The organism is Neolewinella agarilytica (genome assembly GCF_900110645.1).
GTDB lineage: Bacteria > Bacteroidota > Bacteroidia > Chitinophagales > Saprospiraceae > Neolewinella > Neolewinella agarilytica.
In genome coordinates this window covers 70,746-97,513 of record NZ_FOFB01000023.1, presented here as the reverse complement: position 1 = coordinate 97,513, position 26,768 = coordinate 70,746, and the positions used below count along the sequence as shown (strand labels likewise).

Sequence of the window (26,768 nt, the reverse complement as noted above, 5' to 3'; positions counted from 1 at the left end):
CACTGCTTGGTCATATTCTGTATAGTTTGGCGACTTACAAAATACGACTGACAGCCTTTATATCGAAGAAATCATAATTTTAGACACGCTCTAAGCCAATCAAGCGCACGAAGCACTGCGAAGCAAATCCAAAATCAAGATTCAAGATTCCAAAATCAAGCACCCTCACCTCACCACCACCCGCCGCTCCGCCACCACAACCCCACCCTGGTCACGAGCATACAGAACGTAAGTACCCGCCGGCAACTCCTCTATTTGCAGCAGCGACTGATTGGCCGAAAGCCCGAAAGAAACCACCTCTCTTCCCTCCACACTCATCACCTGAATACGTGATAGCTTGTGTGGCAGCGGTATCTCCACCGATACTTGCCCGCCCCGATCCGCAGGGTTAGGATAGACCTTGATGTTCATTTGCGCCGAAGGCGAAGCTCCCGCGTTTGATGAGGTCAAATCAGTAAAGTCGAAGGAACGTACGGAGAGAACAGGGTCGACCTGGTCGTTGAAAATCCCAAACGTATAAAGATTGCCTTCATAAAAGGTGATTCCTCGGGAAGAAAATCGGTGATCGTCAGCTTCAATAATTGAGCATTCTTTAAGTAAACGCCCGTCGTCGAGCGAAAAAGCTAATACATGCTGGTTCCAGGCACCGGCTTGCGTACTCTTTTCGCTTGTCAAGTAGATTACATCTCCCTCAACAACTGAATAACGAGAAGCCGCCCAGAGCTCACCTTCATTATCATAGCGTTTTTCCCAAATCAATTCACCTTCCGGAGACAGCTTGGTCAATAAGATACCTGAACTGTTTTCTTCATTGTAAAATATACCATTTAGATAAATAAACCCATCTTCATCGTAGTGAACAACTCGAATTCTATCAATCCAATCCGAGGTCAACGTTTGCACTTTATGATAAGTCCAGTCTGTCCCCGCAGAGCTATGTCTTGACAGCTCATAGGTATCCGTAAATTTAGCCAGGTAAGTTATATTTTTTTCTACATCCCGAAAGATTAGGGGAGCAAAACGATGCCCCGTTAAGCTAATAAAATAGGAACTTTCGACTTCTCCCGTTTCCCCTGACATCGTTATTACCTCAATGTCATTATCACGAGCTACCAACAGGTTGATCTTATCCGCATCACCGTCAAGTCCAAGCAAAACGCCCCCACGATTAATGTGTCGCCACACGGTCTGGTTATTAACCTGCTTTTCGATAAAGGTAGAATCCGGCGTAACCGCCCATTCCCCGTGATATACACCCGACAAAAACAAAACGGAATCTTGTACGGACAGTATGTTTTCCACTTTCATCGGCGCATCCCTAAAGTCACTGGTATAAATGATATTTTCCTCGGGCGTGGATGCGTCTTCTATCAAAAAAATACTGTAGGTACTGAAACGGTTCTGAAACGATGGGGTATTGATAACCCCCAGGTAACCACCTGATTCACGCGCTTGTATATCCGCTATTTCACCGTCCCGCTCAAGAGCGTACCGCCAATCTCTCAGTATATTCAGATCCCGGTCGTATAAATGGACTAATCGAGAATTATCGTCCTGCCTGGCATTAGTGGCCAGCAAAAGACTACCATCAACAGAAGATTGAAACGAGTAGAAAAAGGGGCTGACTTCCACTCTATCTTCCTCCGTATCAATCCGTCGATCCAGACACTCCTGGCCTGACAAGGACCATTGACTGCAAAGCAGCAAGCACAGTAAAAAGGCTGATCTAATCAGTAGCTGCTTCATCAATTACAGTTTGATCAGTTTGGTAGAGTAGTTCGTTTCTCCCCCTTTCACTTTTACTACGAAAACATCTTTTGGGAGGTCTTCGGTATTGATGCTTTTGTAAAGGTAACCGCCGGACGTTGTTACTGATAAGGTGCGGATCTTTTGACCGGTCGTCATGGAGTAAAAGGTGGTCTTTATCTAACGAAGGTTTTACGTAACAACTAGCAACATTCTATTCCCAAATACCCAACCGAGTATGCTATCAATTCTTCCGTTCTTTAGGATCAAAAGCCAGCCACCCATGCGCCACCTCCTCCCCCTGCTCTTCGTCTTTTCACTCTGCTCCTGTCCTGCAATACTGCGGGACGCCCAAAAAGTGTCCTTTGACTTCCCACTGGAAGCCGTCAAAGCCAGCCTCGCCGCCCACAAAACCGCCGCCATCACCAGCCGCCGCTTTAAGCAGCGCGACCTGCGTCCGCTTATCAACAACCTGCCCGACGCCTTTACGGTCGATACCGCCGGCCGCTCCGTTCAGGACCGCCCCCTCTGGCGCGTCGCCTGGGGCGCCGGCCCCACCGAAGTCCTGCTCTGGAGCCAGATGCACGGCAACGAACCCACCGCCACCGCCGCTTTGTTCGACCTCTTCTCCTGGCTTGAAGGCAGCAGTGACGGCCTGGACACTATCCGCCAAACCCTCCGCGAAGAACTCCATCTCACCTTTCTACCCATGCTGAACCCGGACGGCGCCGAAGTCTACCAGCGCCGCAACGCCCTGGGTATCGATCTCAACCGCGACGCGCTGCGACTAAGCAGCCCCGAAGCCCGGCTGCTGAAGGGCGAACGCGACCGGCTGGACGCCGACTGGGGTTTTAACCTCCACGACCAGAGCACCTACTACAGCGCCGGCTTCCCCGCCGAAAAAGGATGCGTGGCCTCCATCCTGGCCCCGGCCTACGACTGGGAAAAATCCATCAACGGCCAGCGCGAAGACGCCATGCAGATGATCGCCCTGATGAACGACATCTGGCAAGATGAAGTCCCCGGACAGATCGGCCGCTACAACGATGATTTCGAGCCCCGTGCCTTCGGCGACAACCTGCAAAAATGGGGTACCCGCACCATCCTCATCGAGTCCGGCGGCTACGCCGGCGACCCCGAAAAGCAGGAGATCCGCCGCCTGAATCTCCTTGGCCTCATTGCCGGGCTGTACGGCATTGCTACGAATGGACAGGAAGCTTATTCTTTGGACGATTACTGGGCTATCCCCGAAAACCAATCCAACGGCATGCACGACCTGAAGCTGGTGGGCGGGACCGTCGTACGTCCGGATGGCGAATTTGTGATGGACATCGGTTTCCGTAAAAGTGAGCGCAGCCTTCCGCCCGATTACCGGACCTTCAGCTCCCGCGCCTACGTCAGCGACGTTGGGGACCTCCATACTTTTGGCGCCTTCGAAACCATCGATGCCGAAGGGCTACGGATCGTTCCCGGAAAAACACTGGCGGGTGAGCTGGACAGCCTTTCGTTACTGAATTTATCACCGGACGAACTCTACCAGCAAGGCATTACGGCCGTGGTGGCGGATAAATTACTCCTCGACCATCCGCTTAAGGATCGTTTACGGGTTTTGCCACCGGGGAATACGGCTTCAGAGACCGTTGCTCCGGGGCAGTCGGTGGATTTGTTGCTGTATCGGGGAGACCGGCTCGTTGGGCGGGTTTTCCAGGGGCAGTATCTGGAGGTGGAATGAAGGACTAATGTTTGTGGGTGTGCACAACAGATTACGGAAATCGTCTCGTACTAGATTCATCCGACCAAAAATTCCTTTATCAGGCTGCCGCCTTTAGGAATTTATTGTTCCGACGAACTACTGCTGGTCTGCACCCGCTCGTCGGAACGCTCGTAGTCGGCGCGATAGCGCCTGACGAAGGCGGCCGGACGAGTCTCTGGCACGAAATCTGCACAAGGTTATATACATCGTGTCGGGTTAAAATTCTAAAATCCTATTATTCTATAATCCTAATCCCCCCAATATTGTTATCCCTTCATGCCTACCGACCATCCCATCCTCTTCTTCGACGGCGTCTGCAATCTTTGCAACGGAGCCGTGCAGTGGTTCATCACCCATGATGAGGAGGGAGTTTTGCGCTTTGCCAGTCTGCAGTCGGACCTGGCGCAAGAGCTATTACCCAGGGCCGGCATTGACCCCTCGGCGCTCAGCAGCCTGGTCTTGTATGAAGCAGGAGCCGCCTACACCCAAAGTGCGGGTGCCCTGCGCGCAGCAAAGCACCTGAACGGATGGCCGAAGCCCCTGGCGACGGTGTTAAGCTGGTTTCCGCGCTTCCTGAGTGACGGGGTCTACGACCTGATTGCTACCAACCGCTATCGCTGGTTTGGCAAGCAGGAAGCCTGCCTTTTGCCCCGGCCGGAGTGGAAGGCCCGATTTGTGGGGTGAGCCCATTTTGATGGCAATGAATCCCGGGTAGCCGTCGTTCGTATTCGTGGGCGACAACATCCCTATCTTTGCGCCCTCAAAATCTGGTATATGCGAGCTTTTTTACTTCTATTTATCGCTTTTTTGGGCGCTGGCGCTGGTGCAGGGCATGTTATGGCGCAGGGAACGCCAACGGAGGTGGGCCTGGTGGCCCACTATACCTTCGACGGTAACTTCGCCGATGCAACTGGTGCCACGGATAACGGCGGAGTAGCCAGCGGAGTCCCCGAGTTCGGCTGCGGGGTCGCCGGCAGCGCCGTCGCCCTCAACGGAGGGAATGACTTCATCCGCATCCCCGGAGGCAACAGCAATAACATTAACCGCGAGTTTGACTCGGAGGACTTCACTATCAGTCTTTACTTTAAATCCATCGGCCCCAACGGCACCCAGTACCTGGTCTCCAAACGGGATACGAACTGCAACAACCTGATGTTTTTTACCGTCCGCTACGCGCCCGTTACCCAGACGGTTTCCGTTACCCTTCAACAAAACAACCAGGTCGCCCGCGTTGATCACCGGATCAATAACAGCGATTGCTGGCAGAACATCGTCATTACCCGCGATGAGAACAGTCTGAAGCTCTATCTCAATGGGGATGAGGTGGGGGAAACCCGTACCTCCAGCCGGGTCGACATCGAAAACGACGGCGAACTCCTCATTGGCTCCACCGAATGCCGGGGTAACGGAGAGACTGCTTTTGATGGCCTCATTGATGAGGTCAGGATCTATAACCGGGCGCTTCGCCTCTCGGAAGTCAGGTCCCTTTACCTCAGCCCTGACCGCATTCTCACCACCACCCGCCGGCTTTTCCTCGAGGAGGAAGTCCCCATCGAACTCAACAGCGACTGTGGTGTAGCTTTTGCCTGGAGCCCCACGGCAGGCGTGGATAACCCCAGCGCACAGAACCCCACCATTAAGCCCGTCGCGGCCGGCCGCCAGGCCTACCAGGTCAGTATTCAGGATGCGGAAAGCAACTGTATCGCCAGAGACAGTATCGTCTTTCAGGTCATTGACCCGGCAACCCTTGATTGTTCCCAGATCTTCCTCCCCAAAGCCTTTACCCCTAACGGTATTGGTCCGGTGGAGAACGAGACCTTTGGCATCTCGAACCCCTTTGCGATTTCTGAGCTCATCAGCTTTGAGGTCTATGACCGGTATGGCGCACAGATGTTCCAGTCCACCGACGCCTTCTCCCGTTGGGACGGCACCTTCAAGGGCGAGCCCGTTAACCCCGGCATCGCCGTCTGGCGGGTTGTTTACAGCTGCGAAGGGGTTGAACGGGTAGAGTCCGGATCGGTGATGGTGCTACGGTAAACGCCTAAGGGTATCCAAAGTCCTCCGGTCGAGGAATTGCATTCCGAGTATTCCACTCCGGGTTCTCCTAAAAATGGCGTAGATCGACTCTAAGTCAATAGACTTGTAGTGAGTTCGCTTTTCGAGCGCAGCCGGAAGGATGAGCTCGCAACAAGTCCAATCTACGCCATCTCCTAATACTATCGCAGAGCAATCAAGAAGTGAATATGCTCTGGGAAGAATAGCCTTTAAACTCTCCTCCAGCCAAGCTACTTCGCCTTCGCAAAAGCCCGATCAATAAGATCGGCTTGCTCCTTCACGTGTACCTTCTTGTAGCCCGTTGCCGGAGAGGCCGTAGCCTGGCGGCCAACGTACCCCAGCTTAACGCCAATCTTCTCGTTGTAGAGGAAGTGCTCACTGATGTAGCTCCAGGCACCGGCGTTACGGCTTTCTTCCTGCACCCAGATAACTTCTGCACCAGCGTACCGTTTGAGGATCTTGTTCACCTGTGCCGTAGGCAGAGGGAAGAGTTGTTCCAGCCGGACGATGGCAACATCGTCCCGTTGGTTCTTTTCTTTATGCTGGGCCAGCTCGAAGTAGATCTTACCCGTACACAATAGCAGTCGCTTAATCTTCTTATTCCCGCGGGCGCTTACGGTAGGATCATCCAGGATTTCCTGGAAGCGGGTTCCCGGGCCAAAGTCTTCTACCGGGCTAACGGCCATTGGGTGGCGAAGACCGGATTTCGGACTCATGTGAATCAGCGGCTTGCGGAAATTCCACGCCAGCTGACGACGCATCAGGTGGAAGAAGTTAGCCGGCATCGTAACGTTGGCCACCACGGCGTTGTACTCCGCACACAGCTGAAGGAAGCGCTCCAAACGGGCGCTGGAGTGTTCCGGCCCCTGCCCTTCGTAGCCATGAGGCAGCAGAACGGCCAGGCCGTTCATCCGCGACCATTTGCTCTCACCGCTAACGATGAACTGATCAAAGATGGTCATCGCTCCGTTGGCAAAGTCACCAAACTGTGCTTCCCAAATGACGAGATTGTCCGGGCTGGCCGTAGCGTAGCCGTACTCAAAACCGAGTACCGCAAACTCTGAAAGGAGAGAATTGAAAATCCTCAGCTGGCCTTGCTTTTCGGCCAGGCCATCCAGGCGGTTATACTTATCCTCACCGTCCTGACTGGTCAGTACGGCATGACGGTGGCTGAAGGTACCCCGACGGACGTCCTGTCCGGTCATCCGGACATCATGCCCATCCAGCAGCAATGTGCCGTAAGCAGTGAGTTCGCCCAGAGCCCAGTCCAGCTGGTTATTCTTGATTGCCTTTTTGTAGTTGTCAAACAGTCGGCTCACCTTTGCTACGGGCGTAAAGTCCTTCGGCAAGGAAACCAGGTGCTTGAGAATTTTATTAACCTGCTTTAGGTCTACGCCTGTTTCGGGTGACTCAGCAAAATGTTTTTCTTCCCAGTGGTCGCTGTTCAATCTGCGCCAGGCTTCTTCCGGCGGTTGGTAACGGTAGGGAATGTCCTTATTCTTAACGGCCGTGTGAATATCCTGCAAGTGGGCTTTGAAATCCTTACCCATTTGCTTGGCCTGTGCCTCGTCCACGTCACCGCGCTCTACCAATCGTCTGATGTAGAGCTTACGGACATCGTCGTGCTTTTTCACCCGCTGGTACATACCTGGCTGGGTGTAACCGGGGTCGTCTCCTTCGTTATGCCCCATCTTACGGTAACAGAGCATGTCGATGAATACGTCCGAATTGAAAGTGTTTCGGTAATCAACGGCGAGGCGGGAAACGTAAAGTACGGCTTCCGGGTCGTCTCCGTTGACGTGAAAAACGGGTGCCTGTACCACACTGGCTACGCCACTGGCGTAGACACTGGTCCGGGCATCTTTATAGTCCGTCGTAAACCCAATCTGGTTATTGATGATGTAGTGAATCGTTCCGCCGGTCTTGTAAGCTTCCAGCTCACTCATCTGGGCGGTTTCGAATACTACGCCCTGCCCCGCTACGGCTGCATCGCCATGAATCAGGATGGGGAGAATCTTGTCGTAGTCATTACCGTAGAGCATATCGGCCTTTGCGCGGGCAAAGCCTTCCACTACGGGGCCAACTGCCTCCAGGTGGCTGGGGTTAGGGGCCAGCTTTACGTTGACTTCCTTTCCGGAAACAGTCTTGATCAGACTGCTATAGCCCATGTGGTACTTCACGTCGCCATCTCCCTTGATTTTATCCGGGATGACCCCTTCAAACTCCTGAAAGATACTCTCGTAGCTTTTGCCCATGATGTTAGCCAGCACGTTCAGGCGGCCACGGTGGGCCATCCCGATCACTACTTCTTCGACGCCCTTGACGGCAGCCTGGTTGATGATGGCATCAACACCTACGATGGCAGCGTCTCCTCCTTCCAGCCCGAAACGCTTCTGAGCGGGGTACTTCACCTTCAGGAAGTCCTCAAAGCCAACGGCATCGTTCAGTCGGGAGAGGATGTGTTTTTTGTCTTCACCAGTCAGGTCGAAAGCCGCTTCCGGCTTCAGCTTCTCAATACGGGTTCTTAGCCAACGCCGTTTTTCCCGGAGGAAAATGTGATCAAACTCAAAACCGATGGAGCCCAGGTAGACCTTATTGAGGTGGGCGATGATCTCACGCAGGGTGCTGGGTGGCAGAAAAAGCTGCTCAGCAGCTTTAAAAACCGTATCCAGGTCAGCCTCCGAAAGTTTAAAGCGAGACAGGTCCAGTACCGCATCCGGATCATCGAACTCATTGATGGGATCAATGGCGGCGTCCATGTGTCCGCGAAGCCGGTAAGCTTTGATGAGGGCAAATACACTGAGCTCTCGCTCTACGTGCTCCCAATCGACAGCTCCGTCAGCAGAGACCGGCAACGCCTGACCATTCTTACTTACTGTACCGTTAGTGCCCTCCGTTGCGTAGTCGAAACCAAGGAAAAAGTCGCGCCAACTCTGGTCTACGGAGTCTGGCTGATCAGTAAATTGATGATAAAGATTTTCAATGTAGCTCGGGTGAGCGTTGGCTAAATGCGAGAAATTGCTCATGACTATCGGAGTCTGCACCGCTATCTGAAGAAAAGAAAAACAGCGCGGGAAAATTTAGTTTGACGATCATTATGAATACGATTGCGAATCATTTGAGAAGACTCAAAAAAATCACAACGCAAATTCCCGTAAAGTTCGTTAAAAAAATGCGGCTGGCTACTATTCAGGAAGGTATTTTTAAAGGCTTCTGCTCTTCTGCGACTTTCCGGGGGACAAATGCCATTTTTTTGCGCCGGAGCGCAGGTGCAATGAGTCGTTAAGCGAGCAGGGAACTATGCCCCCTTGCTCTTAATCCCCTTCCCTGCACCTGCGGCAGCGACTCCCCAACTAAAATATTACCAACTACCGACTACCCAACTACTCTTCCTCCTCTTCCGCCGGATGCTCAAAGAACCAGAAGATTGTTTTGCCGTAGTTCCGCTTATCCGTACAACGGGGGTCCATGCTGAAATCATGGTGAGGATTGGTTTCCAGCACGAATAAGCCTCCCGGAGCCAGCAGGCCGGCGTCGAAAACCAGGTCCGGAAGGTCCGGAATATTAGGTAAGGGATACGGTGGGCCGGCGAAAATATAGGTATACGGCTTACTAACCGGTCGGGCGATGAATTTAAAAACGTCCATCCGGAAAATCCGGATGTGCTCTTCTTCGCCCAGCGTCTTGATGGTTCGTTGCACGAAGGCAACGGCCGGGCCATGTTTGTCTACATAGGTTACATCCGTACATCCACGGCTCAGGAATTCATAATCATGACTACCAGTGCCGCCGAAGAGGTCCAGGAAACGCTGATCCTCGAAGTAAAACCAGTTATTGAGCACATTGAACAAGCCCTCTTTGGCGTAATCAGTAGTGGGCCGGGTGGGCCAGTTGTCTGCTGGAGGGCTAAAGCGGCGGCCTTTATGTTTTCCGGAGATGATGCGCATGTGAGAATAGTAATGATAGTCTGGTGGTAGTGGTAGCAGGATAGTAGCGCTTGCCAGCACTCCTCCTGAAGGAAGCTATTCGGCTCGCCTACCCTAGCCCAAACACAATAACTCGAAATAAAGATGCCCCGGCAGCCCCGCCAGTTCCGGCGGGGTGGAAGGCGGCGCCCCATACTGGCAAAAACGCAGGTCTTCAACGTAGCGGTAAAACTGCCGGTACAGGTCACTGTGCTCCGTAATTTCTCCACAGAGGTAAAGTGGTACCCGGCTGGGCGCCCAGCCGCATTGTTGATACACCAGTAAGAGGTAATAGAGGGCGTCCTGGGCGTTGGCGAAGGGGAAAGTATTGAAGAACTGCAGGTTCCCGTTCTGGTGGGCCGCCAGAAAAATTTGATTTCCCCGTACCAGGGCAGAAACGGAACGGTGCCCCAGGCGACGTGACCGAAGCCCCCAGGCCGTAAGCACTCCGCCAGCCATATGATGGGTGCGCTTGGTGTGCAGCCGGCGCTCTACGGCGTCAATCCGGCTACGATCAGCGGCAAAAAGCAGCTGCCCGCCCAGTTCATTGAATCGTTCGGACCGGACGACATCGTCCAGGCCAATCAACGTAAGTTGTTCCAGATAAACGCGTGGATTAGCGGCATCAAAGAGTTCGTCCGGCACAAGAGTTAATCGCTCTTCCTCCCAGCCCAGGATCGAGTTACCGTATCGCAGAGAGCGAAGCTTATCGTCGGCCTGAACCAGTCGGTTAAAAGATTCCGGCCAGTTATCCCGTTCTGCTGCGGTAAAGTTCAGGGAACGGTAGGCCAGCAACTCGTTCTTCTGCTGGTCACGGATGATATACGCAAAACTGTCCATCCCCGTAAGGATGGACAGTTCATAGTCATGCGTGCCTTCCGGTCGGAAGGCCGCAGCAGTTATATCGTAGTTGCTTATTGCCAAGTGCCGGCCAGAGTTGGCTTGTTCAGATCGCCGAAGCTCATTGGAACGTTCGGGTCGTAGTTCTGGTCGTAACGCTGGAAACGGGCATCACCGTAGGTGCCCATGTAAGCGCTTTTACGTACACCCACCTGTACTACTGGTACGTTGGTAGACTGGTACTCGATCACTTTGGCGTCAATGTCAAATTCGACCTTACCGTCCGTGAAGGGAACTTTCTCCAGATCCTCCAGAACGATCCCGAGACCACCAATGGTGTCCAGGGCAGGAATCCGGGTGGTGTCATACTGGATCTCACCGGTGAAGTTCGGGTCATCAGGGTCACCAACTACCCGGATGGAGAGGAGCTCTCCTTCAGTGAGTACCTGTTTAAGCGTATCGAAGCGGGGAGCGAACTCTCCGGTGATGTCGCGATATAGTTCCTGAGCAGAACGTACCATCTCCAGTTTTTCGGAAACAGCGGCGTCTCGTATAGCCCGTTGGTTGTTAAAGTTGATGGGTTCCTCAATGCTTTTGTAAAGCAAAAAGCCCAGAACGAAGGCCAGAACCAGGAAGAGTAGACTGAATAGTGTGCGCATCGGTTGCTTTTAATTTCCGCAAGTATAAAACATTTCTGTCATCTGCAAGATGCAGAATCCATACTCATTGGCGTAACGTAAGGCTTTTTCCCTTGTTTGATGGAATATTAGTTAATTTTTCTTTGTGAAATTAGCACTAAGTCGGGAAAAACTTTGTTTTCCGGCTTCTACCTTTGCCCCAGACAATCTATTTGTATGCCCGTAATTCTTGCTATCGAATCCAGTTGTGACGACACCTCAGCAGCGGTAGTGGCTGACGGGCTTGTACTGAGTAACGTCACGGCCGGTCAGGCCGTCCACGAGGAGTTCGGCGGCGTAGTGCCGGAGCATGCCAGCCGGGCACATCAGCGCAACATTGTCCCAACGGTAGCCGTAGCGCTGAAGCGGGCCGCGAAAACGGCAGCACAAATTGATGCCGTGGCTTTTACCCGTGGCCCGGGGCTGATTGGCTCGTTGATGGTAGGAGTCAGCTTTGCTAAAGGTTTCGCCCTGGCCCGGGGCCTGCCGCTCATTGAAGTAGACCACATGCAGGCACACGTGTTGGCCCACTTCGCCGAAGACCCGAAGCCCGCCTTCCCCTTTTTATGCCTGACCGTTTCCGGGGGGCACACCCAGCTGGTAGTGGTGCACTCGGCCCTGGAGCAGGAAATCATCGGCCGTACCATCGATGATGCTGCCGGGGAAGCCTTCGATAAATCCGGTAAGTTACTAGGGCTCCCCTACCCCGCCGGCCCCGAGATTGACCGCCGGGCCCGCCTGGGGCAACCAACCATTGAGTTCGCTAAGCCAGACCCCGGAGAGCTGAACTTCAGTTTCAGCGGCCTGAAAACCAGCATCCTCTACAGCCTGCAAAAAAAGATTAAGGAAGACCCCGACTTCGTGAAGGACAACCTGAACGACATCTGTGCCTCCATTCAACACATCATTGTCTCCATTTTGCTACGCAAAATTCAACTGGCGGTAGCGCAGACCGGGCTCAAACAAGTTGCGCTGGCCGGCGGAGTTTCCGCCAACAGTGGTTTGCGGCAGGGGCTGCAGGAATTAGGCGAAAAAAACGGATGGGAAGTCTTCATTCCCCGCATCGAGTATTGTACGGATAATGCCGCCATGATTGGCGTAACGGCGACCTTCAAATTCGCCGAAGGAGCGTTCTCCGGGCAGGACGTCGCGCCGGCGGCGCGGTTTTAGACGCTACGCTTTCAGGGCTCCGGGTCAATCTTTACCGAAGCCCTAAAAGAGAGCGCAGCGAACGTCTGAAAGCAAAACAAATGAAGCGCGTTTTACGTCCAAAAGCCGCGCAGCGGCGTCTAAAAGGGAAAAGAGCGCAGCGATTTTTTCCGTCTAGAAAACCCTGCTATTCGTCGAACTTCCCCTACACCTGCGCTCCGTCGCCCTAACTTAGACTGACATTAGTACGTTATTAAAGTATGCGTAAGAAAATAACCGACTTCGCGAAGAAGCAACTTAAAGATTCCATTATGAATCCCAATAGCAATAACGATAAAAATCGCCATGCGGAAACAGTAATCCGTAATCACGTGATCTGGAGCATGGGCGCCAGCTACATCATCCCTTTACCGATCGCGGACGTATTTGCGGTTTCGGCTCTTCAGTTAGACATGATCCGCCAACTCTGCCGGGTATACGACATTGATTTTGCCGAGACACAAGGGAAAGCCATCGTTTCAGCGCTGACCACCAGTACTATGGCCCGCGCCGGTGCCCGTAGTCTGCTCAAAGTCATTCCCGTGGTGGGTACCGTAGTGGGTGGCATTACCGTAGCCGTCGTTAACGGTGCCAGCACCTACGCCCTGGGCGAAGTCTTTAAAAAGCACTTCTCTAATGGCGGCACCTTCCTGGATTTTGACACCGACCGCCTGAAAAAACTGTATAAAGAGAAGTTTGAAAAGGGCAAGAAAGTCGCTCAGGAATGGAAAGAAGAAGTGGCCACGGAAGAAGACTTTTCTGCTGCTGCACCAGAGCCCACTCCTGAAGCAGCACCGACTAAGATCAAAGCCAAAACAAAGAAAAAAGAAGAGCCCGCTCCTGAGCCCGAACCCGCCGCTGCCGTGATGGACGATGACGCCATCCGCAAGATCAAAGAACTGGCGGAAATGAAAGCACAGAACATCATTACCGAAGAAGAATTTGAGGCGATGAAGAAGCGAATTATCGGGTAAAAGCTTGGGGCTTTTGCAGACGCCTGCGGCTTTTAGACGGAAACCGCGCTTTGCTTGTTTTTCTTTTAGACGCTGCGCTTGTAGACTTCGCTTTCGGTTGACTCTATACCAAAGCCCTACGAGCGAAGCGTCTAAAAGGGAAGAGCGAAGCGATTTCCCGTCTAAAAGCACGAAGTGCGTCTAAAAGCGCAGCGTCTAAAAGGAGCGAAGCGACGTCAATTTGCCTATCTTCGCGCCGCTATGGAATACCTCCCCCAACACATCGAAGCGCTCATATTTGCGGCCCCGACGCCGGTATCGATCGAAGAACTGCAGAATGTTCTGCTGGAGAACTTCGGCGTTCGCTTCGCGCAGAAGGTCATGCTGGAAGCCATCGAAGAGCTCAATAAACGTTACGATCTTGATGTACACAGCTTTGAGATCATCGAAGTAGCCGGAGGCTATCAGTTCATGAGTAAGGGTGCCTACCACGAGACCATCGGCACGCACCTGCGCATGCAAAGCAAGAAAAAGCTGAGCCGCTCCGCCCTGGAAACGCTAAGCATCATTGCTTACAAGCAGCCCGTTATCAAATCCGAACTGGAAAAGATCCGTGGCGTATCCTGCGACTACGCGATTCAAAAACTACTGGAAAAAGAACTCATTACGATTTCCGGGCGGGCGGACAGCATCGGCAAACCGCTGCTTTATTCGGTTACCGATCGTTTTCTGGATTATTTCGGGATCAAATCCATCGAAGATCTTCCCCAACCCAAAGACTTCGCCCTGCCCGAAAATACGATTGGGGAGCCGGAGGCGCTGATGAAGGAGGAAGAGGAAGAGTAGTATGGTAGTTCGGTAGTATTGTAGTAGCTGCCGCAGGGGGGGCTCGCTTCGCTCGTCGGTTAGTTAGAAAGTCAAGCAGTCAGAGAGTCAAGTAGTCAAACAGTGTACTCCTTGAGGCAGCACTACCTGACTGATTGACTACTACCTCCGGCTGCGAAGCAGCGTGAACCGAAACAGCGGCAGCTACTATCTGACTACTTGACTCTCTGACTACCTGACTAATCAAGCGCAGACGCAGGTGCAAGCAAACCTTTTCCAAAAGCAGTGATTCAACCCCTCCGCTTCAGAAGGTGTTATTCCGGTATGGCAGAAACACTCACCAATCGCGTAGCCGCCGCTGGCTTGATTACTCTTAAGCTGGAAGAGCATTGGCCGAAGGCCTCCTTCGGCACTTTTGACCTGAAGGATTACCTCTTTATGGAGCTCATTCTGAAGGAAAAGGACTTCCGTGCGGCGCTGAAAGAGCATGATTTTAGTCAGTACCGGGACAAAATACTGTTAGTGTTTTGCTCCGCTGATGCCATCATTCCGGCCTGGGCCTACATGTTGGTGGCCGCTGCGGCCAGCCCGTTCGCGGCCGATGTTTACCAGGGGCAGGAAGAAGACTTCCTGCGGGATCACTTCCGTCGGGTGGCGGATAGCCTTGATTTAAGCGACTTTGAGGGTAAGCGCGTAGTGGTGAAAGGCTGCGGAGAAAAGCCCGTTCCGGCATCCGCCTATCTCGACGTTACGGCCCGCTTACAGCCAGTAGTGAAGTCCGTTATGTACGGTGAGCCCTGCAGTACCCTTCCGGTATTCAAAAAACCACGGGAGAGGAAGTAGTATTTCTGCTTATCTTGGGCCTTTGCTATATCCCAAGATTAATCGCCAGCCCATGCGCCTACGCCGCTTACTCTTTCTCCTTCCGTTCCTGCTGATGACCGTCAGCCTGAGCGCGCAGGACGTTCACTACACCCTACACAACTACGCTCCTCTCTGGCTCAACCCGGCCAACACCGGTTCTTTTGCCGGTTCCATCCGCGTGGGCGGCATCTACCGCGGGCAGTGGTTCAGCGTCCCGGGGGCAGGCATCAACTCCCCAACGGCTTACGCCGATGCACCGTTGGCTTTCGGCTTTCGTAAGCAAGACTGGGTGGGTGTTGGCTTCAGCCTCGTGAGCGATAATGCGGGAGACTTCGATCTCTCTTCCACCTTCTTTGGCCTCAGCGCCGCTTATCACCTGGCGCTGGACAAAAAACGGCAAAACGTGCTCACCATCGGGGCGCAGTACGGAAGCACTTCCTACGGATTCTCTCCGGAGGGTGTGCCCATTCAGCAGTTCAACATCGACCCTGAGCTTTCCGGAGGCGGGGAATTTGGTGGTGGCAACACCGGCCAAAGTGAATTCACCGACATGTCCGGTGTTGGTGGCAACAACAACAATAACAACGACAACTACAACGACCTCAACCTCGGCTTCAAGCTGAAGATCCTGATGGACCCGAAGAAAGACAATGTCTTTGAAGCGGGCATTTCGCTGCTTCACCTGACGCAACCCGACCGGACGGCGCTGGCCACCCGGGCCGTAATGCCCGGGGACACGATGCCTAACGGCGAGCCCAACGTTCCTGTGGGCGTCGACCCCGACGCCAGAGACCGTCGCCGCACCCTGCACGCCCACGCCCGCCTGGACATGGAGATGAGCGAGAAGTGGCGATTCCAGCCTACCCTCTTTTACCAGACTTCGGCCAGCAACAGTTCGGTTTCCGTACAGGCCTGGGGCCGCCGGCAGCTGAAGAATGACATGGGTCTCCGGCTTGGTTTGGGCTACCGGACGGCGGATGCCGCCAAGGTGCTCTTCGGCATTGACGCCGGGCAGTTACGTGCGGCGCTGGCCTATGACATTACGCTGAGTCAGGCTCGCAATGTCAACAGTTATCAGGGAGCTTTCGAGCTCTCGGCCGCTTACATATTCAACATTTACAAGAAGCCGACGGTGAAGCCAACCATTCTTTGCCCCGATATTTAACGATGTCTTTGCAGCTGTTCCGCAATACTACGGGACGCCCACTGCGTTTTACTTTCTTGATCGTACCGTCTACTGCACTATTGAAATTTGTCGATGAAAAATTTTTGCTACACGCTGCTTCTTTCTCTCTTCGCGCTGCCGATGCTGGCGCAGCCGCTCTCCGGCTCGTCCAACGAAGAGCAATTGCTGATTGCCGCTGACAGTGCCCGGGCCACTAATAACTGGTTCGTTGCCCTGGAGAACTACGCAGAAGCCTACGACCAGAACGATGAGCTGCCCGTGCGGCCTTACATCGCCCTGATGAACCTGAAACTCCGCGACGTGAAGGCCGCCGTGCGGAATTACACCCAGGTTTTCCGTCGCTCCGAGCCGACGGACACTACGAACAACATCCACCGCTTTCATTTTGCCCGTGCGCTGAAAATGGACAGTCAGTGGGACGAGGCCCGTACCTACTTCGAGACTTTCCTGCAGCACAACACCGACGAGCGGCTGGCGCAGTTTGCCCGCATGGAGCTGGAAGGTATTTCTCTTTACAAAGACGCGCCGCTGGAGACCAGCGAAGTAGCCCTGGAGATTCTGGACCGTAAGATCAACAGCTCCTTCAGCGAATACTCCCCCATTCTGTCAGCTGACGGAAAAACGCTCTACTACTCCACCTGGAAGGCTACCGAAGCCATTATTCAGGGAGAAGGAGACGATGAAAAGAGCTACAGTCAGGTATTTATGTCGACGATGAGCGACAAGGGCGAGTGGGGAAAATCTTCCGCACTTGGTAAAGAAGTTAACCGCCCGGGGCTGCATACGGCGAACCCCTCGCTTAGCGCTGACGGCCGACGGTTGTACTACAACCGCCTGCGGATGGAAAGCAACCGCATTGCGGAGGCGAAAATTTACCTCAGCGACGTAGAAGATAACGGCTGGAAAAGTGGCAACCCCGTTGCCGGTATCAACAGCAACGACTACCTGGCTCTGCAGCCGGCTACCGGAGAACTATTCGGCAAAGAAGTACTCTTCTTCGTTTCTGACATGGACGGCGGTTTCGGCGGTCTTGACATCTACTACGCTACCTACGAGGGCGATGGCCGCTACGGCAGCCCGGTCAACCTCGGGGAGAAAGTAAACTCGATCGGAGACGATATTACGCCCTTCTACTTTGATGGAACGCTCTACTTTTCCACCGACGGGCGCCCCACTATGGGGGGTAAAGACCTCTTCTACACCGCCTGGAACGGTAGTGAATGGAGCGAAGTAAAAAACATGGGCCCGGGCTTCAACAGCCCCGTGGACGATAAGAGCCTCAGCGTTTTTGGTGACGGTCTCGTTGGCTTCATGACCAGCAACCGCGAAGGCGGCCGCTCCATCAAAAGCAAAACCTGCTGCGACGACATCTACGGCTTTCAGATCGCCAGCCTCTACGCCAACCTGGTGGTTGGTCTGTTTAACGAAGCGAAGCAACCGCTGACAACCGGCATGATTGAGCTCAAGCCTATGCTCAACGGCGATCCTAACGGCCCCGGCGACCTGAAGAGCCGCGACGACGGTAACCGTTTCGACTTCGGCCTCGACCTGGAGACGGAATACCGCGTAGTAGCTTCTCACCCCGGCTATTACCCGGATACGGTAGAAATCAATACCCTCGGCCTGGAGGAGAGCAAGGAGATTCAGCAGCTGTTCTTCCTTAAGCCCTTGCCACCGCCACCACCAGCGAAAGACACTACGGAAGTTGTCGTTGATCGGGAAACGGCCGTAACACTGGAGAATATCCTCTACGATTTCAACGATGACAAGATCCTGCCCGCTGCCGAAGGAGACCTTCGCGTACTGCAGGCCGTGATGGAAAAATATCCGGACATGGTCATCGAGCTCGGCTCACATACTGACAGCCGTGGCGGAACCGATTTCAACCTGGCGCTGAGTAAGCGCCGTGCAGCCAGTGCCCGCAAATGGCTGATCGTTAACGGCGGCATTGCCGGCCCGAGAATCAAAACCAAAGGATACGGTAAGACGGTCCCTCAAACAGTATACCCCCGTTTAGCGGAACGCTATGAATGGCTTAACGAAGGGGATATTCTTACCGACGGGTTCATCAATGCCCTGCCCGATAAAGAGACCCGCGAACGGGCCCATAACCTGAATCGCCGGACGGAGTTCCGGGTATTGGAAGGCCCGACGGAGTTTAAGATCCGCCTTGACCTAATTGAGCGAAACAATCCTGCGCCAGACCGTGGCACCTTGCCCGGCGTTTCGACCCCTTCCACTGCACCTGCGGTAGCGCCAGAAACGGACGCTCGAAGGTCCACACCCGACACCTCGCACCCGGCACCTGGTAACCGGCAACCCGCAACCGACACCATCACCCGTTTTTCGAGCCTCTTTGGCCAGAAAAATCTGGAAGGGATGCCCATCCTTCAGTTTGACAAGCGGGAGCTTGACCTGGGAGATGTTCGCCACGGCACTGCCCGTTCTTTCGAGTACACCTTTACCAACACCGGTAAAGTCCCCGCCAAGATCATGCTGATCCAGGCCTGTAGCTGTACGACTTACACCCACGACAACTCAAAGGTCTACGGTCCGGGAGACAGCGGCACCATCAAGGTGACTTTTGACAGCACGGAGAAAGAAGAGGATGAGACGATTACGATCGACATTTATCTGGAACAGACCGATAGCCGCGACATGCCGATTCTGGAGATGGTGGAGTATAAGTACCACCTAACGAAGTAGTTAGAACATAAGAAGGTTAGGGGAATATTTTTATCTTTGAAAGGCATACTATTTCTTTCATCTCCTAACACACACTCATTCTTATGGCTAATTTCCCCCCTCAAGTCCAAAGGGTCATCGACCAGGGCTACGAATTCAACTTTGGTGATTACCTGAGCAAAGGATTCAACATCGTGGGCAAACAGGCGGTGCTTTACATGGCATTCACCTTTGTCTTTTTCTTAATATTAATGGTTAGTGGCCTCATTCCAATTCTGGGCCAACTGGCCGGAGGGCTCGTACTGGCACCCTGCCTCATGGCGGGGTTCCATTTAGCTAACCGCAAAGTTGATGATGGTCAGTCCATCGCTTTTGGCGACTTCTTCAAGGGGTTTGAGCACTGGAGCCAATTGCTGGTGTCAGTTCTCATTATGGGGGGCATTTTCCTGCTTTTGATGCTTCCCATCGCTCTGATATTTGGTTTTGGGATAGATCCCGATGCCATTGCTGCCGGAGACATCTCCGGTTTCCCCTGGTGGGCTTTCCTCTTGCTGCTTCCGCTCATCTATTTGGGGGTTGCCTGGGGCTATTCATCCTTCCTCATCATTTTCCACGGCATGAGTGCGTGGCCGGCGATGGAGGCCAGCCGCCAGATCATCAGCCAGAAATGGTTTTTCTTCCTGCTCTTTGGCATCGTAGTAGGCATCATTGGCAGTATCGGAGCCATTGCTTTGGGCATCGGCATGCTGTTTACCCTACCCGCTGCCTATGCCATGCAGTTCGCTTCCTTCCGGGATGTTGTAGGTATGCCAGATGAGGTTACCGTTAGTACACTTGATCATTTAGTGGACTAAATATTAGCCACCTACTGACAATACAGAAGCCCGCACTTTCCATCTGGAAGGTGCGGGCTTTTGGGTTTATGAAGTTATTGGGCGACGGGGCGCAGGTGCAAGGTTCCCTCGTCGGCGCTCCGCGCCGGTCCCGGAGGAATGCTTTCAGGAGCAATGGTTAAGCAGCTACCTCAACGTAAGGGTTGTGCCCGGATTAGCTTGCGGGTTTCAATCTGCCCTTCCGCATCCGTGAGCCGGAGGAGATAGGTGCCCGGAGGAAGTTGGCGACTATCGGGATAAAAAGTAAGCGTGTTGTCTCCTGGAGAGAGCGTATGTGCGTTCCAGGCATCCAACTTCCTGCCGGTGATGTCAAAGAGTTCAGCAGAAACGCTGGCGGTACCGTCCATTCGGAGTCGGAGGTTGAAATGATCCTGAAAGGGGTTGGGGAAGACGCTGGCGGTGGACAGGCCGAAGGAGGGCGTCATTTCCGGTTTTCCCATTTCCACGGCAGAGGATGTTGATGCCGGAGGATTATATGGGTAGCAGGTAGTACCACAACCTCTGGAATGTTGACAGCGAATGGTCGAATAGCCGATAACAACTACTGTTGACAAATCAATTCCAGCGGTAAGTTGAATTTCCAACGTCTGATCCGCATTAGCGTCGAGCTTAATGCGCTTGTCTTCGTGCCCTACGTAGGAAACGATGAGTTCAGCAGCTGGAGGCACTTCTTCCAGGAAATAACCATCCTCATCCGTGTAGAAACCGGAGGAGGTTCCTTTTATCAGGATCGGAGCATAGGGCAGTGGCTCTCCCTCCTGGTCGGTGACGATGCCAGATAATAGAATTGTGTTGGCAGGATCGTTTGCTTGCGCCAGCCCTGCTAATGGCATCAGGAGAAGCAGGGAAAGAAAAAGAGTAAAGTGTTTCATGTGTACGGCTTTTGAAATAATAGATGACGGCATTTGAAAAACTGCATACAGGAAGCGATCCTTTTTTTGCCCTACGCCTGTTAGCAGAGTCAGCTAAAGCCGACGCTACAGTAGCAACGGCTTTAGCCGCTAGCTATCCACTACGTATTTTACCTTCTCAAATAAATATCATGCAGAAGCTACTCCCTCTCTTTTTCATTTTTGCCTTGTTATTTTCCTGCGGAGCAGAACCCTCCGCCACAGAAAACACGGCTATTCAATCCGACACGGCACCTGCGCCCGCGCCCGAAAAAGCCCTCCCCGCAGAATACGACGCCAATGCTCCCGACAATCACCTCCGCCCCAATTACCACTTCACCCCGCCCGCTGGCTGGATGAACGACCCCAACGGCATGATTTATCACGAAGGGGAATACCACCTCTTTTATCAGTATTACCCCGATGGAAACAAGTGGGGCCCGATGCACTGGGGGCACGCCGTGAGCCCGGACATGATCAAATGGGAGCACCTCCCCATTGCGCTTTACCCCGATGAAAAAGGCTACATCTTCTCCGGCAGCGCCGTATTCGACTGGCAAAACAGCAGCGGCCTGGGCACGGCGGACAATCCGCCGCTTGTAGCCATCTACACCTATCATGACATGGCCGGCGAAAAAGCCGGCCGGGACGATTTCCAGAGTCAGGCCATTGCCTTTTCCACCGACAAAGGGAGAACGTGGACCAAGTACGACGGCAACCCCGTGATCCCGAACCGGGGTGTACGGGACTTCCGCGACCCCAAAGTCATCTGGGACGCCGACCATAGCCAGTGGGTAATGGTGCTCGCTGCCCAGGACCGGGTGCAGTTCTTTGGCTCTCCCAACCTGACGGACTGGACCTTCCTCAGTGAATTCGGCGAAAACGCCCGCAACCACTCCGGCGTATGGGAATGCCCGGAACTCTTCCCCCTCACCGTGATGGAAACCCAGGACGACGCCTGGGTACTAACCGTGAGCATCAACCCCGGCGGTGCCAACGGCGGCTCCGGCACCTTCTACTTTCCCGGAGACTGGGATGGCAAAATCTTCAGCCCCAGGCGGGAGGCTATCTTCAGCCCGACAGACACCGTCAACTGGATCGATTATGGGCGGGACAACTACGCCGGCGTCACCTTCAGCAATGCCCCCGATGGCCGCCGCACCTTCATGGGATGGATGAGCAACTGGAACTACGCCCAGGTCGTCCCCACCGAATCCTGGCGCAGCGCCATGACGATCCCGCGCGACCTTAGCCTGCACGCTACCGACTTCGGGACACGGCTGCGGCAGCAGCCGGTGGAGGAGCTCAAAAAAATGCGTACTAAAAACCTGCCGCTTGACTTCCCCCGAATCGGCGATGGGGTGACCAACATCGACCTGAGCGAACTGGGCACCAACGGCGCCTACGAAGTTGACCTGACCATCGACCTGGTGGACAGTGACGCCACCGAGCTTAACCTGACCCTGAGTAATAAGAACGGAGACGTTTTTTACCGTATCGGCTACAGCCGCGCCAGGGGCGTGACCAATGCTTTCTTTACGGACCGGCGGCAGGCGGGGCCAACGGACTTCCATGAAAAATTTGCCCCCGAAAGTCTGACGGTAGCTCCGCGGTGGAGCAATGACGGGGAGCTACGCATCCATGCTTATTTCGACCGCACTTCAGCCGAGACTTTCTTCGACGAGGGAGATCCGGTCATGACGGACATCTTTTTCCCCGAAGAGCCCTTCACTATGTTAACGCTGGAAGTTTCCGGCTCTTCCGGAGAGGGGATGCCAGAGGGGTGGAGTTTAGTGAAGGGGGATATTTGGGGGCTGGAATAAAAGTCCAACATTTCGACAAGCGGGTCTAATGGCGCTGAACGCCGGTGCAATGAACCTTAAAAAGAGCAGAGGGAGAACCCCACGGCTACCTTATCTTCCCTCTGAATACATCTTCCAATGCGTCTTTCCTCCACTTCCCGTTTTAACCTCTTCATTTTCCTCATACTGGCATTGCTGGCCGGCTACGCCGGCTGTGGCGGCCGGGACCTGGCCGGTGATACTAAATCTTTCTTCCAACGATTATTCGGGCCCAAAACACCACGTACGGCCTTCCGAAAGGAGCTCGTTAAAAATGGATCGATAGGCGATCAGGATTTGGAGTTGTGGGATAAAGCCTACGACATCGCTAAATCGACGCCGCTATCCGTAGAGACGCCCCACCGGGAGTTGATTTCGCTGGACAACAACCTCCTGTATTCCGCGCAGGCGATGCGGCTAACCATCCCCGTAGGGCGCCGGCTCCGGATCCGGGCGCAAGATGCGGGCACACCTCTCTTTGGGGAACTCTTCAGCCTGGTAAAGGGATCAGCCGGTAAGCGCCCGATCGCCTACTGGCCGGCGGATGGGCGGGAGATCGTGTATGAACCCGACCAATTGCCGGAAGAAGAGCTACTGCTCGTGGTACAAACACCCCCCTGGCGGTTTAGCCGCTACGAACTGGAGATCACTACTGAACCCGTACTGCTCTTCCCCGTAGAGGGAAAAGACGAGTCGGCCATCCAAAGCTTCTGGGGAGCATCCCGCGATGGCGGCCGGCGTAGCCATGAGGGCAACGACATCTTCGCTCCGAAAGGAACCCGGCTGCTGGCCATGACCGACGGAGAAATCACCCGGGTAAATAATGGAGGCCTGGGTGGTAAGACGGTTTGGCTCTACGACCCTGAGCGGGACCTTCGGTATTACTACGCTCACCTCGACGAACAGCTCGTGGGCCGCGGGCAGTTGGTGACCCGGGGAGACGTGGTCGGTACCGTCGGTAACACCGGTAATGCCCGAACCACGCCGCCACACCTCCACTTCGGAGTATATGCCGGCAGCGCGACGGATCCCTACCCTTTCCTGCGGCGGGCGGATCCACCTCCACCCCGACCACAGTACAATCTGAAAGGTCCCGCTGCGGAAATGACCGTCCCGCGAAGTGGTAATCACTACTTACGACTGACACCCGGGCGGGAGGGGGCAAAGATCAGACAGCTGGATAATGGAGAACCGGTGATTGCCCTGGGCGTAAGCGAGCGGTTTTACCGGGTGAAGACGGGGCGGGGGGAGATTGGGTATGTGAATTTTGATTGAGGAGGAGGGCTGCTGCGCAGCGGAGTTATTTCACGCAGATGGACGCAGAGAGGCAGAAGGAAAAAGAGGGGCTGCTGCGCAGCGAAGGAAGGGGTAGGGAACCACGGAGGTGCGCAGAGGTAATCACAGAGGTCCACGGAGGGATACTACGCAGCGGGGAAGTTTCACGCAGATGGTTAGACCAAAATACCAACAAACCAAAATACTAAGCCTCCTCTTCTTCGGTCATCTGCCGTTCCACGATCTCGGAGTAGTAGCCGCCGTTTTTAATGAGCTCTTCGTGGGTGCCCATTTCGGCGATGCCGCCATCTTCCAGGACGATGATTTTATCGAACTTGAGGTGGCCGTAGATCCGGTGGGTGATGATGATGGCAGTTTTATCCGCCAGAGCTTCATTGAAGTAGCCGAGGATTTGCTGCTCGGTATTCGTATCAACGGCGCTGAGGCAATCGTCGAGAATGACGATTTCAGGATGCTTGATGAGGGCACGGGCGATGCTTACGCGTTGCTTTTGTCCGCCGGAGAGTGTGACGCCACGCTCACCGACCATTGTGTCAAAGCCTAGTGTAAGGCCCGCGATGTCGTCGTAAACGGCCGCGTAGCGGGCGAACTGCTCTACTTCTTCCCGGCTGGGATCATGGCTGGCACCGAAGGCGATGTTATTGTGGATGTTATCACTGAAGAGGAAGACATCCTGAGGCACATAACCGATCTGACGACGAAGATTAGCCAGGCCTTGCTCCCGGATATCCTTGCCGTCAACGAGGATTCGGCCTTCGGTGACGTCATACATCCTTAGCAGCAGGTCGGCTACCGTTGTTTTGCCGCTGCCCGTTCGACCAATAATGGCCAGTTTTTCACCTGACTTCAACTGAAAGTCCACCTTATCAATGGCCCGAATTCCTGTGTCTGGATATACAAAGCTGACCTTTTCGAAGGTGATGTCCCCTCTAAGCTGATGTTTATCATCCGGAGCCGGATCAGAGATGCTCGTCTTCGTTTCCAGAAATTCATTAATCCGTTTCTGGCTGGCGGCGGCTTGCTGCACGATACTGGCAATCCACCCGATAGCCGTTACCGGCCAGGTGAGCATATTGACGTAGATCACGAATTCAGCGATATTCCCGGCGGAGATATTTCCCGCTACGACCTGTAGTCCGCCAACATAAACCGTGATGATCGTTGAAGCCCCCACCATAAATACCATAAGGGGAAAAAACCAGGCATCGACTTTAGCGAGGTTCATGCTCATCTCCTTATACTGCTCACTCTCCTGAGCGAAGTAATTCACCTGCTGCCGTTCCCGGACATAACTCTTCACCACGCGAATGCCACTGAAGACCTCCTGAGCAACACTCGTTAGTTTAGACAACTGCTGCTGAATGAAGGTCGAGCGGGTATGAATGATGTTACTGACGTAATAAATACTAATCGCCAGAAATGGTAAAGGGATTAACGTATAAAGGGTAAGCGTAGGGCTCACAGCCAGCATACTCACTACCACCAGGGCAATGGTGGAGAGCAGGTTGGCACAATACATCACGGCAGGGCCGAGATACATCCGGACCTTATTCACATCTTCCGTGATCCGGCTCATCAGGTCTCCCGTATTGTTCCGTTTATAAAAGTCGAGGCTTAATTCCTGATAGTGATCAAAGATGACCTCCCGCAGATCGTACTCTATCAGGCGACTCATCACGATGATCGTTTGCCGGGTGAGGTAGAGGAAAAAGCCCATTAGCAACGCCAGTAACAAGACCAGCCCTCCAAAAAGCATGAGGGTGTAGCTCAATACACCGAAGTACTCTACCCCCAGATCGAAGCCGTCATACATCCGGTACGAATTCACCTGCTCAATCACCAGGTCCAGCGCTTCCCGGATGACCTGGGGTTGCAGCACCCGGAAATAATTAGACACACAAATGAAAACGATGCCCAGGAGCAGGCGCCAACGGTATTTCCAAAAAAATTGATTCAGGAATTTTAATTCGCGCACTTAGTGGGGCTTGTGGTCAGGTAGTATTAGTCTGCGGTAATATAAGTCACGTTCTATTGCAGACCTTATCTAGGTCAAACACACATACTGGCGGGTGGTTCTAATTGAACCTGATTTCCACCACACACCTTACTTTTTGTTCACCTAGCGTGTGTATAATAATTTGCATAAGCACCCCTCGACTACCATTTCGCTGCGCGGCTGGCTTCGCCGGTCCACTCCCTTCGGTCGGTCGATGTTCGCTCAGGGACCGGGCCTCTGGGTAAACACCGTCGACAAACTTCGCCTGAGGCGAAGTTTGTCGACGGTCTAACATTAAGTCGCTGGTCCCCGAACAAAGCCCGATCTCGGTCGAATGGCTGTGGAGGGCGTAGTCAAGGGACTCGTTTTCTGCCCGTTTGTGCAATTTGTTATTCAAACTTCACCTAGCCAACCCGACCAGCAGCTCCGCTGAAATGATTAGCTTCATGTCCCTGCCCGAGCATCCAGCCCATCACCCCGCCGGCTAATGCGCCACGGAACATGGTACAAATCGTGTACAGGATAAGGGCGGAAAGCATGGTGATACCCGTTGCTGCCGTAAAACCAAGTTGGTAATTCAGACAGACGAAAGCGTAGATCAGCGCACCGTTAAAGGCAAACAGGCTAAATAACCAGGCCCCATTGACGGCTCCCTTTTCAAAACTCTTTACGTATACCCAACGGTCATAGAGGTAAGCGATAAAGATTGCAGAGCACAATTCAGCGCCAATGATGATGGATAGTGTTATAATCGTTTGCTGAATATTTTCTTCGGCCAGACAAGACTCATTGCCCAGGAGAAAAAATAATGGGAAGCCCAGTCCTAGAAGAACAAATGCGCCCGCAACAGCAGCCATTTTATTGATGGAGGTTTTCATGTGTATGGGTAATTTAGTGGTAAGCAGAAGAAGAAGCCACCCGTAAATACTGCTTTAAGTGGCCGGTACTACTCTATTTGCGAGCCCTCCGAAAGGTTACCTCTCTTGCATTTTAATATTCTCTCGCCACTCCGCCGAAAAAGAAATACAAATGAGCGAAAAAAAGCTACACAACAGATTTTCAGCACCTTAGAGACTGTAATTAAAACAGCGAAAATTCGCTGAACAACAGCGATT

Annotated in this window: 21 protein-coding genes; 12 read left to right on the top strand and 9 right to left on the bottom strand. The window is 53.6% G+C overall.

The window, feature by feature from the left end:
• Positions 1–165: 165 nt before the first annotated feature.
• Together BM123_RS18310 and BM123_RS24290 are read right to left on the bottom strand one after the other, a co-directional pair.
• Positions 166–1,746 carry a T9SS type A sorting domain-containing protein gene (locus tag BM123_RS18310; protein ID WP_090171545.1) on the bottom strand — a complete coding sequence of 527 codons (1,581 nt, stop codon included), beginning with the start codon at positions 1,744–1,746 and terminating at the stop codon, positions 166–168.
• Between the two features lie 3 nt (positions 1,747–1,749).
• The gene (locus tag BM123_RS24290) at positions 1,750–1,905 is read right to left on the bottom strand and encodes a hypothetical protein (RefSeq protein WP_175489456.1); all 156 of its coding nucleotides are present in this window, start codon (positions 1,903–1,905) and stop codon (positions 1,750–1,752) included.
• 124 nt (positions 1,906–2,029) lie between these two features.
• Between BM123_RS24290 and BM123_RS18305 the strand changes: the two genes are divergently transcribed.
• The 3 genes from BM123_RS18305 (at position 2,030) to BM123_RS18295 (ending at position 5,536) form a co-directional block, all read left to right on the top strand.
• Positions 2,030–3,478: a M14 family zinc carboxypeptidase gene (locus BM123_RS18305; protein ID WP_175489455.1), complete on the top strand. Its 1,449-nt coding sequence runs from the start codon at positions 2,030–2,032 to the stop codon at positions 3,476–3,478.
• Positions 3,479–3,775: 297 nt separating this feature from the next.
• A complete protein-coding gene (locus BM123_RS18300) occupies positions 3,776–4,183 on the top strand; it encodes a thiol-disulfide oxidoreductase DCC family protein (protein ID WP_090171540.1) in 408 nt (135 codons plus the stop codon).
• Between the two features lie 90 nt (positions 4,184–4,273).
• Entirely contained in the window at positions 4,274–5,536 is a 1,263-nt protein-coding gene (locus BM123_RS18295) for a LamG-like jellyroll fold domain-containing protein (RefSeq protein ID WP_090171537.1), read from the top strand.
• A gap of 248 nt (positions 5,537–5,784) precedes the next feature.
• On the opposite strand, the gene BM123_RS18290 is transcribed toward BM123_RS18295, so the two are convergent.
• From BM123_RS18290 to BM123_RS18270, 4 genes are all read right to left on the bottom strand, one after another.
• Entirely contained in the window at positions 5,785–8,580 is a 2,796-nt protein-coding gene (locus tag BM123_RS18290; RefSeq protein WP_090171534.1) for a 2-oxoglutarate dehydrogenase E1 component, read from the bottom strand.
• A gap of 357 nt (positions 8,581–8,937) precedes the next feature.
• On the bottom strand, positions 8,938–9,501 hold the full coding sequence (locus BM123_RS18280) for an RsmD family RNA methyltransferase (protein WP_090171528.1): 564 nt from the start codon (positions 9,499–9,501) through the stop codon (positions 8,938–8,940).
• Between the two features lie 93 nt (positions 9,502–9,594).
• Complete coding sequence (locus tag BM123_RS18275; protein ID WP_090171525.1) at positions 9,595–10,443, bottom strand: DUF3822 family protein; 849 nt, start codon at positions 10,441–10,443, stop codon at positions 9,595–9,597.
• Positions 10,434–11,018, bottom strand: a complete 585-nt coding sequence (locus BM123_RS18270; protein ID WP_090171522.1) for a hypothetical protein — start codon at positions 11,016–11,018, stop codon at positions 10,434–10,436. Before BM123_RS18270 ends, BM123_RS18275 begins: the two co-directional genes overlap by 10 nt.
• Before the next feature lie 195 nt (positions 11,019–11,213).
• Between BM123_RS18270 and tsaD the strand changes: the two genes are divergently transcribed.
• From tsaD to BM123_RS18235, 7 genes are all read left to right on the top strand, one after another.
• Positions 11,214–12,206 (top strand): tRNA (adenosine(37)-N6)-threonylcarbamoyltransferase complex transferase subunit TsaD, encoded by a 993-nt coding sequence (gene tsaD, locus BM123_RS18265; RefSeq protein WP_090171520.1) that lies wholly within the window; start codon positions 11,214–11,216, stop codon positions 12,204–12,206.
• Positions 12,207–12,445: 239 nt separating this feature from the next.
• Complete coding sequence (locus BM123_RS18260; protein ID WP_090171517.1) at positions 12,446–13,198, top strand: DUF697 domain-containing protein; 753 nt, start codon at positions 12,446–12,448, stop codon at positions 13,196–13,198.
• 240 nt (positions 13,199–13,438) lie between these two features.
• Entirely contained in the window at positions 13,439–14,023 is a 585-nt protein-coding gene (gene scpB, locus BM123_RS18255) for an SMC-Scp complex subunit ScpB (RefSeq protein ID WP_090171514.1), read from the top strand.
• A gap of 303 nt (positions 14,024–14,326) precedes the next feature.
• On the top strand, positions 14,327–14,845 hold the full coding sequence (locus BM123_RS18250; protein ID WP_090171511.1) for a DUF2480 family protein: 519 nt from the start codon (positions 14,327–14,329) through the stop codon (positions 14,843–14,845).
• A 52-nt stretch (positions 14,846–14,897) separates the two neighbouring features.
• Positions 14,898–16,031, top strand: coding sequence for a PorP/SprF family type IX secretion system membrane protein (locus tag BM123_RS18245; protein ID WP_090171508.1), 1,134 nt, complete (start codon positions 14,898–14,900; stop codon positions 16,029–16,031).
• A gap of 93 nt (positions 16,032–16,124) precedes the next feature.
• Positions 16,125–18,758, top strand: coding sequence for a DUF1573 domain-containing protein (locus tag BM123_RS18240; protein ID WP_090171505.1), 2,634 nt, complete (start codon positions 16,125–16,127; stop codon positions 18,756–18,758).
• Positions 18,759–18,841: 83 nt separating this feature from the next.
• The gene (locus BM123_RS18235) at positions 18,842–19,591 is read left to right on the top strand and encodes a hypothetical protein (protein WP_090171503.1); all 750 of its coding nucleotides are present in this window, start codon (positions 18,842–18,844) and stop codon (positions 19,589–19,591) included.
• A 170-nt stretch (positions 19,592–19,761) separates the two neighbouring features.
• Here the strand turns inward: BM123_RS18235 and BM123_RS18230 are convergent, their stop codons facing one another.
• Positions 19,762–20,502 (bottom strand): carboxypeptidase-like regulatory domain-containing protein, encoded by a 741-nt coding sequence (locus BM123_RS18230; RefSeq protein ID WP_175489454.1) that lies wholly within the window; start codon positions 20,500–20,502, stop codon positions 19,762–19,764.
• Positions 20,503–20,672: 170 nt separating this feature from the next.
• Between BM123_RS18230 and BM123_RS18225 the strand changes: the two genes are divergently transcribed.
• Positions 20,673–22,343, top strand: a complete 1,671-nt coding sequence (locus BM123_RS18225; RefSeq protein ID WP_090171563.1) for a glycoside hydrolase family 32 protein — start codon at positions 20,673–20,675, stop codon at positions 22,341–22,343.
• 117 nt (positions 22,344–22,460) lie between these two features.
• The gene (locus BM123_RS18220) at positions 22,461–23,636 is read left to right on the top strand and encodes a peptidoglycan DD-metalloendopeptidase family protein (RefSeq protein WP_090171497.1); all 1,176 of its coding nucleotides are present in this window, start codon (positions 22,461–22,463) and stop codon (positions 23,634–23,636) included.
• Positions 23,637–23,841: 205 nt separating this feature from the next.
• Here the strand turns inward: BM123_RS18220 and BM123_RS18215 are convergent, their stop codons facing one another.
• Both BM123_RS18215 and BM123_RS18210 read right to left on the bottom strand, forming a co-directional pair.
• On the bottom strand, positions 23,842–25,632 hold the full coding sequence (locus tag BM123_RS18215; protein ID WP_090171494.1) for an ABC transporter ATP-binding protein: 1,791 nt from the start codon (positions 25,630–25,632) through the stop codon (positions 23,842–23,844).
• A 425-nt stretch (positions 25,633–26,057) separates the two neighbouring features.
• Positions 26,058–26,531 (bottom strand): hypothetical protein, encoded by a 474-nt coding sequence (locus BM123_RS18210; protein WP_090171491.1) that lies wholly within the window; start codon positions 26,529–26,531, stop codon positions 26,058–26,060.
• Positions 26,532–26,768 lie beyond the last annotated feature (237 nt).